Raw genomic sequence first — 15205 nt, 5'->3', positions numbered from 1 at the left:
TAAGATGAAAACAAGTAGCTATTCCGGCTTTTTCAAGCTGGATACAGAGGCAAGAATGCGGGAGGTTGCCGAATTCGCGGGACTTTCTATCGCAGAACAGGAAGTTCTCAGAAGCGCGGATTCTTTGGACATGGACAAGGCGGATCACATGGTAGAAAATGTAATCGGCAGATTCGCGCTGCCGATGGGTGTTGCCATTAACTTTATCATAAACGGTAAAGACGTGGTAATTCCCATGGTGACAGAAGAACCGTCTGTCATTGCGGCATGCAGCAATGCGGCAAAGATGGCAAGAGCGGCAGGCGGCTTTACAGCAAGTACCTCCGGCAATATCATGATTGCGCAGATTCAGATGCTGCGCGTACCTGCGCCTTTTGCAGCAAAGAGTATGATTTTAGAGAAAAAAGAGGAAATTTTGCGAATCTGTAACGAAAAAGATCCAGTTTTGGTCAGCTTTGGCGGAGGTGCAAAGGATGTGGAGGTCAGAATCATAGATTCGGCGGAAGGCCCTATGGTGATTGTGCATCTTCTGGTGGATACCCTGGACGCCATGGGCGCAAATGCGGTAAACACCATGGCAGAAACGGTTTCCCCTTACATAGAGGAGCTGACCGGCGGCATTGCGGAGCTGCGGATTTTGTCCAATCTGGCGGACAGGCGTGTGGTGCGGGCAAGAGCAACCTGGAAAAAGGAAGCAGTCGGCGGCGTCGAGGTGGTGGAAAAAATTCTCAGCGCTTATGCCTTTGCGGCGGCAGACCCTTATCGGGCAGCAACTCACAACAAAGGGATTATGAACGGAATTATTCCGGTGGTGCTGGCAACGGGAAATGATACCAGAGCCATTGAGTCCGGCGCCCATGCTTATGCGGCAAGAAACGGAAGATATACATCGCTGACCACATGGGAAAAGAATGCAGAGGGAGATTTAGTCGGCTGTATTGAGATGCCTATGGCGGTCGGACTTGTGGGCGGCGCTACCAAAATCCATCCGGCGGCACAAACAGCCGTGAAAATTTTAGATGTAAAAACTGCTGCGGAGCTGGGACAGATCATCGCGTCTGCCGGTCTTGCAAACAATCTGGCGGCGATGAAAGCGCTTGCGACAGAGGGCATCCAGCGGGGGCATATGTCTCTGCATGCGAGAAATTTGGCCAGCACTGTAGGTGCAAAGGGTGAAATGCTGGAGAAAATCGTGAAACAGATGGTGGCAGAGAAAAACGTACGCATAGAATATGCGGCTGCGCTTTTCGAACAGTATAAAAAGCAAGGAGATGAAGGCTGAATTGAAACAGAAAGTATTTATCAATGGTAAGATATTCACCTCAAATCCGAAGCAAGCCTATGTGGAGTGCTTTGTAGTGGAGGACGGAAGAATTACTTTTATTGGAGACAGAAACGATTTGCCGGAATATGACTGTGAAACTGTGGATTTGAAAGGAAAGCGCGTCATTCCCGGCTTTGTGGATACCCATATGCACCCGGTCATTTTGGCAGACTGCGCGGCGAAGATATCCTGCCTGCCACCGGTGGTTCACTCCATCGAGGAACTGCAGGAGGAAATTCACCTCGTAGCGTTAGAGAAAGAACCGGGAGAATGGATTTGCGGCTGGGGCTATGATGAAGAAAAGTTTGCGGAACACCGCGCGCCAAACCGGTACGATCTGGACAAGGCGTCAGCAGATCATCCTATCGAACTGCTTCGTTCCTGCTCTCATATTCGGAGTGTCAACAGCAAAGCGCTGGAACTTGCAGGGATTACGAAGGATACCCCTGATCCGCCGGGCGGAGAAATTGAACGGGATGCGGAAGGCGTGCCGACGGGGATTCTCAAAGAAAATGCCCGCCATCTGGTCGGCGCGGTTTTGCCGGACAAATCCAGAGAGGTTATCGTGGATGGTCTAGTGGATCTGGGAAAGCTGCTGCTTTCTCAGGGGATTGTAGCGGTGACGGATATGGGAAACCTGGATGCAGTGGATTATTTCGATTATTATCAGGAAGCGGCAGAAAAAGGATTCCGGCAGGATGTAGGCATGTACTATATTTGGGATTTGATTCGTAAAAATCCTGATTTCCGGTGGGACGCTGAGAGAGCAGACAAATCCAGGCAGATTCACAGAAATGGAATTAAGCTGATTGCAGACGGCAGTATCGGCGGCAGAACGGCATGGATGGACAGACCCTATTTGGGGTCCTGTGACGAATGTGGCATTTCTGTGTGCAGCGACGAGGAAATCGAAAGCGCCATGGAATTTTGTCAGAAACATCAGTGCCAGCTGGCTGTACACACTATGGGAAAACGGGCAATCGACCGGATTGTGGATCTTGCATATCAGACCGGACCGTGGCTTTGTGATATGCCGTCTGTTCGCATGGAGCATATTACAGACCCGTCCCAGAATGCCATTGAAAAGGCGGCAGCAGGAAAAATTGCCTTTGCAACGCAGATGATTTTCCTGTATGCTGAAATTGAGAGTTATCGAAACAATTTGGGTATGGACTGGATTAAGGAGACCTATCCCATTTCCCATATGCTGGACTGCGGCGTGAAAGTGGCGCTGTCAACGGACGCTCCGGCAACCTCCTGGGCGCATCCGTCCGATCCGTTTCCAAATCTCAAGTGCGCGGTATCAAGAACGGCGTACGATGGAACGGACTGCGGTGAGAAAGGCAGCATCGATATCGAAACAGCGATCAGACTCTATACGAAAGAGGGCGCTGAAATTGCGGGATTTTCTGATATCGGTCAGCTGGCAGAAGGCTTTCGGGCTAATTTTGCGGTATTGTCAGAGGATATTCTGCATGTACCGCCAGAACGCTTTCCTGAAATTCGGGTAGAGCAAACCTATATGGACGGCGAATGTGTGTATGACAGGACAAAGGATCAGTAAAGTACAGATCTGATTTTTATCCTTACAGAATATCTTTTCCAAACATAGAAACATAGAAAGGAAAAAACGATGCTAGCTATTATGAATTTTTGTATTGCGTGCGCCAACTGGTTTTGGGGACTTCCCATTCTGATTTTAATCGTTGGCGGCGGATTATATATGAGCCTTAGACTAGGCTTTCCACAGATTACGAAGCTCCGTTACATCTGTTCCCAGACCTTTGGCAAGATGTTTGTGAAAGCGGAAGCTGGGAAAATTTCTCCTTTTGCAGCAACATGCTCTGCACTGGGATCTTCCATCGGCGCGTCCAATATCGTGGGCGTTCCGGTAGCCATTGCGCTGGGCGGACCGGGGGCAATCTTCTGGATGTGGATTATCGCCATTGTTGGCTGCTGTACCAAGTATGTTGAAATTGCTCTTTGTATGAAATACAGAACGAAAAATGAAAACGGCGAATGGGTCGGCGGCGCTTTCAGCTATGTCAAGGAACTGTTCGGCGGGAAAAAGGCAGGACGCGCCATTGCGATTTTCTGTGCGTTTTTTACCATGATCGCGGGAATTCCGTCGGTGGCTTCACAGACGCTGTCCGCCAGCGCACAGGTTGCGGTATTTGGCATTAATGGTACGGTATTCGGTATCATTGTTGCGGCGATTGTTGCGCTGATTGTCTTCGGCGGTATTAAGAGAATTGCCAGTGTTATGGAAAAGGCAGTGCCAATCATGGCAGCGATCTATTTGCTGGGCGTTATCATCATTTTAGTGTGCAACGCTGGTGAGATTCTTCCTTCCCTGGGCAGTATCTTTGTCTATGCGTTTACACCGCACGCCGCAGTTGGCGGCTTTGCCGGTTCTACCGTTGCGCTGGCGCTGCGCTGGGGTTCCGCAAGAGGTGTATATTCCAACGAAGCAGGCTTTGGTTCTGCACCGTCAGCCCATGCGGCAGCTGATGTTGACCATCCGATTCGGCAAGCGATGTGGGGTGTCTTTGAAGTAGGCGTAGATACGATTTTAGTCTGCACGGCGACGGCGCTTTCTGTACTGACAACCGGTGTATGGAAGCAGCCGGGTGTAGATGCCGGCGCGTTGGGGCAGGCGGCGTTCCATACAGTATTTGGCGCGGCAGGAGATTACTTTGTGGCAATCTGCGTACTGCTGTTTGTCATTACGACGATTACCGTAGTGATTTTCTACGATGAAAGACAGGCGGAGTTCCTGTTTAAAACGCCGAAGGCGGGCGTTGCATGGAGATTTATCGCCATTGCGACCATGATCATCGTAACCTTCGGTATGGAACTGACGGTTGTATATCAGCTCAACGATTTTGTCAATGCTTTGTTCATCATACCAAATATGATCGCGATTATCTGGCTTGTACCACAGGTTGTAAAACTGCAGGATGAATTCTTCCATACACCGGGTAAATATTATCTTGCTGATATGGAAGCAAAGAGAGCCAAGAAAGAAACGAAATAACGATTATAACACAAGTGAAATGAATTCTGTAAAATAAAGACCTGTCTTGTTTTGGATCCATACCGGAAAGTCACTGAAAAGTCAGGCTTTCCGGTATGAGTTTTTGGAGGAAAAAGAAAATGAAACCACTTGAAGGTGTAACGATACTGGATTTAACAAGAGTTGTTGCAGGACCTTATGCAACGATGATATTAGCCGATCTTGGCGCTAGAGTGATTAAGATTGAAAATCCCGGTGATCCGGACTATACACGGGATTTTGAGCCATATCTTGTAGATGGAGATAAGCGGCAGAGCGCTTTCTTCGCCCAGTATAACAGGAATAAAGAGGCAATCACGTTGAACTTGAAAGAGCCGCGGGCAAAGGATATTTTCCGGCAGATGGTTCAAAAAGCGGATATTGTTGTGGAAAATTATCGCGCCGGCGTAATGGATAAGCTGGGTGTTGGTTATGAAAATTTGAAAACGTACAATCCGAAGCTGGTTTATACGGCAATTTCGGGATTTGGACAGACGGGACCGTATTCGACATGGCCTGCATATGATAACAGCGGGCAGGCGCTCAGCGGGCTTTGGTCCATGAACGGTATGCCCGGTGAACCGACCAGAATCGGTACGATTATCGGGGATTTGGCGGCAACTTTTTTCGGCGCGATTGGAACTCTTTCTGCGTACATTCACGCGCAGAAAACGGGACAGGGACAGCTGGTGGACGTGGCGCAGCTGGACGCCTCTCTGGCGCTGACAGAAAATGCCGTTTCCAATTATACGGTGGGAGACCAGGTGCAGCAGCCTCTTGGAAATGATCATCCCCTTTGCAGACCTTATGGTAAATTCAGAGCAAAGGATGGCGAAGTCTTTTTCGGCGGCTATACAGATCGTTTTTGGAAGACGACCTGCGAGTTCTTTGGCGAACCGGAGCTTTTGCAGGATCCTGAAATTGATACCATGGCAAAGCGCTTTGACGAAGAAGTTTACAATAGGAGAATTTTGCCGAAAATCAATCAGTGGTTTTCTGCGTATACCTGTCAGGAGCTGCAGGACGCGCTGGCGGAAAAATTGCCACTGACAGCCATTCATACGATAGATCAGGTGCTTTTAGATCCGCAGCTGAATCACAGGGACATGTTTATCGACTATGCTTACGGAAATGCTCACGGCAAGCTGTTCGGAACACCGATTAAATTGAGTGAAACGCCGTGTGATACTTCGGGCCGCGCGCCGGAGATCGGAGAAGGCAACGCCCGAATTTATCAAGAGTTTTTGGGATATTCGGAAGAAGAAATCCGTGTGCTTTCAGAGGAAGGAGTTTTGTAATGGGGCATATTTCTTATGAGGTGAAAGATGGGATTGCAGTGATTCGCTTTAACAGACCGGAAAAGCTGAATACCCTGACGCTGCAGATGTATCAGGATTTAGGAGAGGCTTTTGAAAAAGCGCAGAAGGATGACCATGTAGCAGTTTGTATTTTGACAGGAACAGGTGAGAAGGCATTCTGTGTCGGGGCGGATTTGACGGAGTCTATTCCATATTTAGGACAAGGACATTATATCGACGAGTGGGACGCAGCACATTTAAAGCACAGCAGGCTATTTAAACCGCTTATTTGCGCAGTTAATGGACTTTGCATGGGCGGCGGTTTTGAAATTATGCTGGCGTCGGACATCAGAGTGGCTTCCAGTCAGGCAGTATTTGCCCTTCCGGAAGTTTCTCTGGGAATCGTGCCTGCCGGCGGCACGCTGGTAAGATTGGCAAGACAGATTCCTTATGTCAGAGCAATGGAACTGATTTTAAGCGGCGAGAGGATCGAGGCGCAAAAGGCGTTAGACTATGGACTTTTAAATGCGGTGGTACCGCCTGAACAGGTGATGGAAAAAGCCATGGAGATGGCAAAGAAGCTCTGCGCCTGCAGCACGAGGGCAGTGCAGACGGCAAAGGAATCTGTGCTGAAGCTGAGAGAAATGCCGGCGGAACAGGCTTTTGAGACGGAGGCGCTGCTGGGGTATAAAGCCTTTACCAGTGAAGACGCAAAAGAAGGATTGGCAGCCTTCTATGAGAAACGGAAACCGGACTTTCCGTCGAAGAAGTGGTAAATAAATTGTGCTGATTTTGCTGGAATTTATTGTTTACAGTGGGAAAAGGAAGCTGATATAATAAATGTATTATCACAGAAGGAGATTGCATTTATGGATACCATTTTCTACAACGGAACAATTTATACGCAGGATCAGGCATATCCTGCATGCAGCGCTATAGCAGTGAAAAACGGCGTGATTGCAGCGCTGGGTAGTGACCAGGAGATGCTGGCGCTGGCAAGCAGCAGGACGGAGCGGATTGACCTTGCCGGAAGATTCGTGGTGCCGGGATTTATCGACAGTCACCTGCATTTTATTTACGACGCCATGGTTCGGAGAACCATCGATCTGTCAGAGACTAAGTCACTGTCAGAAGCGATGGAGCTTTGCCGCGGCAGAGTTTCTGAAATCAGCGAGAAGGGTGGATGGCTCCTGGCAGGCGGTTTCAACCAGGACGACTGGATAGAAAAAACCATGCCTACCAGGACGGATCTAGATGCGATTTCAGAAGAGGTGCCGGTGGTATTGCAGAGAGCTTGCCTGCATATTTCCGTTTGCAATACAAAAGCACTTGCGCTTTCGGGACTTTTGGAAAGCTGTCCGGACGGCATTGTCAGAGAACAGATGCAAAACGCCATTTCCGAGGCGGAGCCGCTGCCGGATTTAGATGAACTGAAGGAACTGATTCAGGATGCAGCGCGCGCTGCCGCAAGAGCCGGTATTACGGAAGTTCATACCGATGATTTTACGGTGCTGCCGGGCACCTGCGGGAAGCTGATTTTACAGGCGTACAGAGAGCTTTCCGAAGCAGGAAAGCTGGATGTGCGGATTTATGAACAGTGCAATCTGGAAACCCTGCCGGAGCTGAAACAATTTCTTGCAGCAGGGCACAGAACCGGCGATGATTACGGTTTTTTCAGAATCGGACCGCTGAAGATTATTACAGACGGATCTCTCGGCGCCCATACGGCGGCTATGCTTGCGCCGTATTGCAACGCGCCGGAAACCTGTGGCGTGCTGAATTATACCGATGAGAAACTGCAGGAGATGATATCCTTGGCGCAGGAGTACGGAATGCAGATGGCGATTCATTGTATCGGCGACGGTGCACTGGAACAGACGCTGAATGCGCTGCGCAGGGCGCATTATGAGAATCCAAAGGCGAATCTTCGCCACGGGATCGTCCATTGCCAGATTATGAGCGAAAAGCAGCAGGACTGGTTTCAGAAACTGAATCTGCTGGCATATATTCAGCCGATTTTTGTCCGCTATGATATGCATATCGTAGAAGACTGCGTAGGAGAGGAACTGGAGGCTACCAGCTATAACTGGCGAAGGTTTGCTGAGCTGGGCGTGCATCAGTGTGCAGGCTCCGACTGCCCGGTAGAAAAATTTGATATCCTGCCCAATCTGCAGTATGCGGTAACCCGTAAAGACCCGGTTTCCGGCAAGACCTGGTATCCCCAGTACGGGTTGACCTTAGAAGAAGCGCTGCAGGCGTTTACTTATGAAGGGGCGTATGCAGGGTTTAGTGAGGATGTACGGGGTACGATTTCTGTCGGCAAATATGCGGATTTGACCGTGCTTGACAGAAATCTGTTTGAAATTCCTGTAGAGGAAATTTCCGGAGCAAAAGTTGTTCTAACCATGACAGGCGGGAAGGTGACTTATCGCGCTATATCATAAACAAAAAGAACGCCCTGTGGTTCATACATGCAGGGCGTTCTTTTTATTTATCGTATTTACGCTGTCAGCATCATTTCCAGCGAGTTGTCTGCAAAGAAGGTATTGGCATTGTAGAGGAATAGTACATCCGTGATGCCTTCTGATTTAATGATATCGTTGATATCATCAAAGAAATAGCGAGGATCGACGACGACGATTTCGCGGAAATTCTGTGCAAGGAACGGAATCATGCTGTTAGCGTAAGAATCCTTGACCAGCAGTAATTTTTTTTCGGAGGCAGTAGGGGTTTTGATGGTGTACATCGGATGGTTGCTGCCGCCGAATACGGTATAAGCGTCTTTGGTATCCAGATTGTCAAGCTGGTAAAACTCCGTTGTCTTCGTTTTGGTATCCGCATAGTAAATGACGGAATTATGGTAATCTTTGTCTTTATTTGGCAAGTAAATGGTTAGCGGGTCATTTTGACCGTTGGTGAAACCGCTTTTGGAAGCCAGGGTGCCGCGAAAATCGTTTTTTACGACATAGCGTTTATAGCTTACATTATCGGTCAGTTTCATAATGGAAACAGCTTCTTTATATGCGAGAAACGCACCGTCGGTGGTCCAGTGATGGTCGGTTCTATAGTAGAGCTGTGTATTTTGCTTTGCGTTTTTGGTTAAGATGGAACGCACATCAATAGGCTTGATGCCGCACTCTTCGACTCCTTTATAAAACTGATTAATGGATTGGTTTTGATCTGCAGTGATTACGGTTGCAGGCAATTTGTCGCACAGAATATTGGCGGCATTTGGCGCCAGCATAAAGTACATGTTCAGTTTTTTGTACTGGCGTTTGAACTGAGTCAGACTGGAGAGGGTGGATTTCATCCAGTGCTCTGAAGGTTCCGTGATAGATTCCATCAGGTAGTTATCTTTGCAGCGGTAGACGCCGCCTGATTCCAGCTTGCCGCAGGTCACGTCAGATGCTGTTTTGATTTTTATGAACGTATTTCTGGCAGGAAATTGGTCGTTGACATAGGATTCCAGTTTTTTTTCATAGCGACCTTCCACATAAGAAGAAAAGGTGAATGTCGGTTTATCCTGTAGTACTCTGTTTTCTTCTTCTGAAAAACTTTGATCACTGCTGAACAGATTGCAGAGGAAGACCCCCGCAAGAACAGCGATGAAACAAAGCCCTAATATTGTATCGGTTAATTTTTTGTTCATAATTGATAATCCTTTTTTTTTGCAATTTATATTACCGTTTGGCAGTTTGCTCGTCCTCTTGGGACGGAACCATTATACGACTAAATCCTGCCAATCAAGCTTCGCCGTGGGCTTGCTTTCTTGGGGATTTAAAGCATAAGGTCCGTCAGACCAATCGAACTTCGCCATTGCTCGTCCTCTTGGGACGGAACCATTAGAACCTAAAATACAGAAACGGGTTATAGCTGCTGAATACTAGGTAAGCAGTGCACAGGGCAAGGAGTCCCAGTAATAGCAGGGTACTGAGCAGTCCATTTCGTTTGCGCAGGATTTCAAACTGCTTCATTGGTTCTGGGGTTGCAATGAGAATTCCAAGCAGCAGGAATACCCAGTTGGTGCGCAGCAGGTATAGCGTCATAGTATCTGCAAGGGGAACGCCGCCTGCGCAGAAGAGCACTTGCAGATACTGCAGTGCGCCGGTTAAGGTTTCACTGCTGAAGAAGACCCAGCCGATGGCGACGATGAGCATCGTATAGATATGCTGGACAGAGGCGGGACATTTTTCTAAATGATTTCCCAGGAAATATTTCTCAAGAATCAGCAGGATGCCATAGTAAAGACCCCATGCAACGAAATTCCAGCTGGCGCCGTGCCAGAGTCCAGTCAATGACCATACAATCAGCAAGTTGAGAATATGCCGCTTTGTGGAAACACGATTGCCGCCCAGCGGGATATAGACATACTCTCTGAACCAGGTCGATAGGGACATATGCCATCTGCGCCAGAATTCGGTAACGGTTTTGGAAATATACGGGTAATTGAAGTTTTCTAAGAATTCAAATCCGAACATTTTGCCAAGACCGATTGCCATATCGGAATAGCCGCTGAAATCGAAGTAAATCTGCAGAGTATAACAGATGATGCCGATCCAATAGGTGAGTACAGAAACTTGCTGGTCGGGCAGTGCAGTCACAGCAGCGTGAATTGCCCCCAGATTATTGGCGAGAATGACTTTTTTGCCAAGTCCGATCAGAAAGCGGCGTGTACCTTCTCCAAATTTTTCCAATGTGAGGGTTCTTTCCTTGAGCTGTAGTGCGATGTCTTTGTATTTGACAATAGGACCTGCAATCAGCTGCGGGAAGAGGGCAAGATAGAGTGCAAAATGCAGCAGGTTTCGCTGTACGTGCACGTTGCCTCTGTATACATCGAAAATATAGGAAAGTGCCTGAAAGGTATAAAAAGAAATACCGATGGGCAGTGCTAGCGCTGTATATTTGATTTCAGTACCAAGCAGGTCGTTTATGGTGTCCATGAGGAAGCCGTAGTATTTAAAAAAGCACAGGATAAACAGATTGACGATAACTGTAAAAATCAGTGTGCTTTTTCCGGTTTTGTTATGAATCTGTTCACGCCTGATATCGATTGCCATAAGATAATTGAAGACAGCGCTGAACAGCATCAGGATCACATAAATCGGCTCTCCCCAGCTATAGAAGAAAATGCTGGCAATGAGCAGAACCGGATTTTTTAGTCTGCGGGGGACGATGGTGTAGATGAACAACGTCACCGGCAGAAAGTAAAATAAAAACAGGATACTACTGAACAGCATCGCAGAACACCTCCCCAAATTTTTCTGCATGTTGATCAGTGCAGTAAAATAAATAATTTCCTTTTGTGATAATCACGGCATCTGAAAGCAGCGCAACCTGCGCAGGACCGTATCCATCAAAGGTTGCGGTTTGCGATGCGATGCGTTTTTCGACGGCATCTTTGACCCCATCTAAATCAGATTTTTCATGGGCTTTTACAATCAGTACTTCATCGACGCTGAGCGCCTCTTTTCCTTTATAGTAGAGGTGAGAATCGTACTGTTCATAATCCAGACCAAAAAACTGCATCAGATTTCGGTTATCACACTTTGTCATGTGGGTCATATCGCATGCTGTGGTCAGTTGTGTTTCAATATCCTCCATGGGAATATCGTTTGCACCGGCGCTCTCATAGACACCGGCAAGAAATAAAATCAAAATTAGGACGAAAACTGCTTTTTTAATCATTATATGCCTGCCTTCAGAATCATATTGTTCATCCAGAGCGGGTAGTAATCGGCTGTGACATGGATACCGTCGCCGGCATAAAACTCAGGATGTTCTTCTATGATATAAGTATTGTCAATATAGGTTAATTTTAAATCCTTGCACATCTGTTTCAGAGCGTTGTTAAATTTCTTGTAATTGCCCAGGATTGGATTAGAGGCAATTGCGTTTTTGGTCGGCGGTGTAATCCCATTAACCAGAATGATTGTATTTGGAGAGATTTTTTTAAATTCCTGAATCAGAGTGGTATATTTCTCAATAAATGCATCCGCATTGCCGTTATAATTTCCCATGTCATTCATGCCGAAAGAGCAGAATGCAAATCCTGGATAAGTATTTGCGGCAGACGTGAATAGGTCGTCGCCGCTGATAATGGACGCGCCGATTTTACAGAAAACCTGCTCATTTCCTAGCCAGCCGTAGTCAGCAAGCCCCTCAGTGATAGAATCGCCGAGAATGGCGCTTGTGGAGAAGATTTTTCTATACTGGTCTTTGGAAAGTGTTTCCGTTACATCAAAAGTACCGTGGGCTTCTGTAATTTCCAGATTTTTAATCTGTGCCTCGATGGTCGTAACCTTGGAATAATCAAAGGTTGCAATGGTAGAGATATTTGTCCTGATTTTCTTTTCGCTGTATGCAGCGTTTTCGTTGCTTTTAAAATATTGCATAAAAAATAGGCTTACCAAAAGGAGTAAGACTATGATAAAAATCAAAAATTTTTTGCTATTTGTTTTCTTTTCTTTTGTCATGATGTGTAGTCCCCTTATTATTAGATGTATATATAATGATAGCAAAACCGGAGGGAAAATCAATAGGAATTTGTTGGATTTTTTCTTAATAATTCTTAAGCCTGGTGAAACGAAAAAAAAAGTCCCGCAGTGCGGGACTTGCACCAGGAGACTTTTTAGAAATAGATAGTTTCGAAAAGGGTGAACTAGAGCAGTTGCGCAATCAAATCCCCGGCTTCTTTTGTGCCGATAGAAGAACCGCCTGCCGCAATGTCCGGTGTTCTGTATCCTTTGGCTAAGAATTTTTTGACAGCGTTTTCAATGGTGTCTGATTCGGCAGTCAGTCCGAAGGTATAACGCAGCATCATGGCGGCAGAGAGAATCGTGGCAATCGGGTTTGCCAGATTCTGTCCTGCGATGTCAGGTGCAGAGCCGTGGACTGGTTCGTACATGCCGAAATTGCCTTCCGCCAGACTTGCCGACGGCAGCATACCGATGGAGCCGGTGATCTGGCTTGCCTCGTCGGAGAGAATATCGCCGAAGATGTTGCTGGTGACGATGACGTCAAACTGCTTCGGATTTCGCACGAGCTGCATAGCGGCATTGTCTACATAGAAATTTTCCAGTTCTACTTCCGGATATTCTTTTGCGACTTCACCTACAATCCGTCTCCAGAGGCGAGAGCTTTCTAGAACGTTGGCTTTGTCGACGCTGGTTACCTTTTTGTCCCGCTTCATCGCCATATCAAAAGCGACTTTCGCGATGCGGCGTACTTCTTCTTCTGCGTACTGTTCCACGTCGTAGGCGGCAGGACCCAGGTCAGTTTCTGCGATGGTACCTTTTTTGCCGAAGTAAATGCCGCCGGTCAACTCTCTAACTACAGCGATATCAAGACCGCCTGCTAAAAGTTCCGGTTTCAGCGGGGAAGCGTCAGCCAGTTCATCAAAGACCATGGCAGGGCGCAGGTTAGCGAAAAGTCCCAGGGCTTTGCGAAGTCCCAAAAGCGCCCGCTCCGGGCGTTCGTCACCCGGCAGGTGATCCCATTTAGGACCGCCTACAGCGCCCAGCAGGACGGCGTCAGATTTTTTGCAGATTTCAATGGTCTCCGGAGGCAGGCACTGACCCGCTTCGTCGATGGCGTTTCCGCCGGCAAGGACGTAAGTGTATTCAAAGGTGTGCCCGAACTTTTCTCCGATTTTATCTAATACTTTTATCGTCTCGGCGATGACTTCAGGTCCGATGCCGTCGCCTTTGACTACAGCAATTTTATAATTCATTGATCTTTCTCCTTGTTATTTGTTGGAATTGACATAATTAACCAGACCACCTGCGCCAATCATTTTCTGCAAAAATTCCGGGAATGGCTGTGACTGATACTCAGCGCCTTTGGTCCGGTTATAGATGACGCCGGTCTGAAAATCTACTTCCACGGCGTCGCCTTCCGCGATGTCTTTGGCGGCTTCTTCACATTCCAGAATTGGAAAGCCGATATTGATGGCGTTTCTATAGAAAATTCTTGCAAAACTCTCTGCGATTAAGCAGCTGACGCCCGCCGTTTTTAGTACCAGTGGGGCGTGCTCTCTGGAAGAACCGCAGCCGAAGTTTTTACCGGCGACCATGATGTCGCCAGGTTCCAGTCGTTCCACAAAGGTTGGATCGATGTCGACCATCGCGTGGGTTGCCAGTTCCTTTGCGTCAAAGGAATTTAAGTATCTTGCGGGAATGATGACGTCAGTGTCTACGTTATCACCATATTTCAAAACTTTGCCTTTTGCGTCCATTATTTTTCTCCTCCAATCTTTTCAGGATTTGCGATATAGCCTGCCAGAGCGCTGGCTGCAGCAACTTCTGGGGAAGCCAGGTAAATCAGGGATTCCACATCGCCCATACGACCCACAAAGTTTCTGTTGGATGTGGATACGCATTTTTCGCCTTTGCACATGACACCCATGTGACCGCCCATGCAGGCGCCGCAGCTAGGAGTGTTGAAGGCGCATCCTGCTTCTACGAAAATTTTCGCAAGTCCTTCTTCCATACACTGCAGGAAGATTTTCTGAGTAGCAGGGATGACCATGACGCGGACTTCCGGGTGCACGGTTTTTCCTTTCAGAATTGCCGCCGCTTTTCGCATATCGCTCATGCGACCGTTGGTGCAGGAGCCGATGACAACCTGGTCAATCATGATTTTTTCGCTGGCTTCAATCTCATCGATGGTGTGCGCGTTGCCCGGCAGATGCGGAAATGCTACGGTTGGTCTGATCTCAGCAAGGTCGATTTCGATGGTTTGTTCATAGACAGCGTCGTCATCTGCTGTGAAAATCTGGTAGTCTTTTCCCGGTGCGTGTTCTTCCATGTAAGCGATAGTTTGGTCGTCAACAGGGAAAATACCGTTTTTAGCGCCGGCTTCGATTGCCATGTTGCAGATGGTGAAACGATCATCCATGGTTAAGTAGCAGGTGCCGTCGCCGACAAATTCCATGGATTGATATAAAGCGCCGTCTACGCCGATTTTTCCGATGATGTACAGGATGATGTCTTTGCCTGTTACATAGCGGGATGGTTTATTTTTCAGTACGAATTTGATCGCGGTAGGCACTTTGAACCATGCCTGACCGGTCGCCATACCTCTTGCGATGTCGGTGGTGCCGACGCCGGTGCCGAATGCGCCTAGCGCGCCGTAGGTGCAGGTGTGAGAGTCAGCGCCAATAATACATTGACCGGCATAAACGATACCCTGTTCAGGCAGAATACCGTGTTCTACGCCGCATTTTCCCTGAACCATGTGGTGGGTGAGACCTTGTTCTCTGGAAAAGTCCTGAATATCTCTGGCGTTCTGTGCGGACTTGATATCTTTGTTCGGCGTGAAATGGTCTGGAACCAGTACGACTTTGTCCTTGTCGAAGACTTTATCCGCCATTTGCCGGAAGATCGGCAGCGCCATAGGACCGGTAATGTCGTTTGCCATTACCACGTCCAGATTACATTCGATCAGCTGACCGGCCGCGACAGTGTCGAGACCGGCATGGGCTGCTAAAATTTTCTGTGTCATTGTCATTCCCATTGTTCTGATTACCTC

Annotated in this window: 13 protein-coding genes; 6 read left to right on the top strand and 7 right to left on the bottom strand. The window is 47.8% G+C overall.

Going from position 1 to position 15205, the window contains the following annotated elements:
• Window positions 1-4 precede the first annotated feature (4 nt).
• From NFR88_RS10520 to NFR88_RS10495, 6 genes are all read left to right on the top strand, one after another.
• On the top strand, window positions 5-1282 hold the full coding sequence (locus tag NFR88_RS10520; protein WP_251615792.1) for a hydroxymethylglutaryl-CoA reductase, degradative: 1278 nt from the start codon (window positions 5-7) through the stop codon (window positions 1280-1282).
• Between the two features lies 1 nt (window position 1283).
• Window positions 1284-2888 (top strand): amidohydrolase, encoded by a 1605-nt coding sequence (locus NFR88_RS10515; protein ID WP_251615790.1) that lies wholly within the window; start codon window positions 1284-1286, stop codon window positions 2886-2888.
• A gap of 81 nt (window positions 2889-2969) precedes the next feature.
• Window positions 2970-4361, top strand: a complete 1392-nt coding sequence (locus tag NFR88_RS10510; protein WP_465250586.1) for an alanine/glycine:cation symporter family protein — start codon at window positions 2970-2972, stop codon at window positions 4359-4361.
• A 119-nt stretch (window positions 4362-4480) separates the two neighbouring features.
• Window positions 4481-5677 carry a CaiB/BaiF CoA transferase family protein gene (locus tag NFR88_RS10505; RefSeq protein ID WP_251615786.1) on the top strand — a complete coding sequence of 399 codons (1197 nt, stop codon included), beginning with the start codon at window positions 4481-4483 and terminating at the stop codon, window positions 5675-5677.
• Window positions 5677-6453, top strand: a complete 777-nt coding sequence (locus NFR88_RS10500; RefSeq protein WP_251615784.1) for an enoyl-CoA hydratase/isomerase family protein — start codon at window positions 5677-5679, stop codon at window positions 6451-6453. Before NFR88_RS10505 ends, NFR88_RS10500 begins: the two co-directional genes overlap by 1 nt.
• A 93-nt stretch (window positions 6454-6546) precedes the next feature.
• Window positions 6547-8121: an amidohydrolase gene (locus tag NFR88_RS10495; protein WP_160201128.1), complete on the top strand. Its 1575-nt coding sequence runs from the start codon at window positions 6547-6549 to the stop codon at window positions 8119-8121.
• Window positions 8122-8177: 56 nt separating this feature from the next.
• On the opposite strand, the gene NFR88_RS10490 is transcribed toward NFR88_RS10495, so the two are convergent.
• The 7 genes from NFR88_RS10490 to leuC all read right to left on the bottom strand — a co-directional run bounded on the left by NFR88_RS10490 (window position 8178) and on the right by leuC (window position 15190).
• Window positions 8178-9326: a DHHW family protein gene (locus NFR88_RS10490; protein WP_160201127.1), complete on the bottom strand. Its 1149-nt coding sequence runs from the start codon at window positions 9324-9326 to the stop codon at window positions 8178-8180.
• A 193-nt stretch (window positions 9327-9519) separates the two neighbouring features.
• On the bottom strand, window positions 9520-10914 hold the full coding sequence (locus NFR88_RS10485; RefSeq protein ID WP_251615782.1) for an MBOAT family O-acyltransferase: 1395 nt from the start codon (window positions 10912-10914) through the stop codon (window positions 9520-9522).
• A complete protein-coding gene (locus tag NFR88_RS10480; RefSeq protein WP_160201125.1) occupies window positions 10901-11362 on the bottom strand; it encodes a DUF4358 domain-containing protein in 462 nt (153 codons plus the stop codon). Before NFR88_RS10480 ends, NFR88_RS10485 begins: the two co-directional genes overlap by 14 nt.
• Window positions 11362-12069 carry a GDSL-type esterase/lipase family protein gene (locus NFR88_RS10475; protein ID WP_160201124.1) on the bottom strand — a complete coding sequence of 236 codons (708 nt, stop codon included), beginning with the start codon at window positions 12067-12069 and terminating at the stop codon, window positions 11362-11364. Before NFR88_RS10475 ends, NFR88_RS10480 begins: the two co-directional genes overlap by 1 nt.
• A 266-nt stretch (window positions 12070-12335) precedes the next feature.
• Window positions 12336-13406, bottom strand: coding sequence for a 3-isopropylmalate dehydrogenase (gene leuB, locus NFR88_RS10470; RefSeq protein WP_251615780.1), 1071 nt, complete (start codon window positions 13404-13406; stop codon window positions 12336-12338).
• A 15-nt stretch (window positions 13407-13421) separates the two neighbouring features.
• A complete protein-coding gene (gene leuD, locus NFR88_RS10465; protein ID WP_160201122.1) occupies window positions 13422-13910 on the bottom strand; it encodes a 3-isopropylmalate dehydratase small subunit in 489 nt (162 codons plus the stop codon).
• Window positions 13910-15190 carry a 3-isopropylmalate dehydratase large subunit gene (gene leuC / locus NFR88_RS10460; protein ID WP_251615778.1) on the bottom strand — a complete coding sequence of 427 codons (1281 nt, stop codon included), beginning with the start codon at window positions 15188-15190 and terminating at the stop codon, window positions 13910-13912. The genes leuD and leuC overlap by 1 nt, the downstream gene beginning before the upstream one ends.
• Window positions 15191-15205 lie beyond the last annotated feature (15 nt).

The sequence above is a fragment of the Senimuribacter intestinalis genome, from assembly GCF_943192965.1.
In the GTDB taxonomy this organism is placed as follows: domain Bacteria; phylum Bacillota; class Clostridia; order Peptostreptococcales; family Anaerovoracaceae; genus Senimuribacter; species Senimuribacter intestinalis.
The sequence above is the reverse complement of the archived record's forward strand: the minus strand, read 5'-3'. Positions and strand labels throughout refer to the sequence as shown.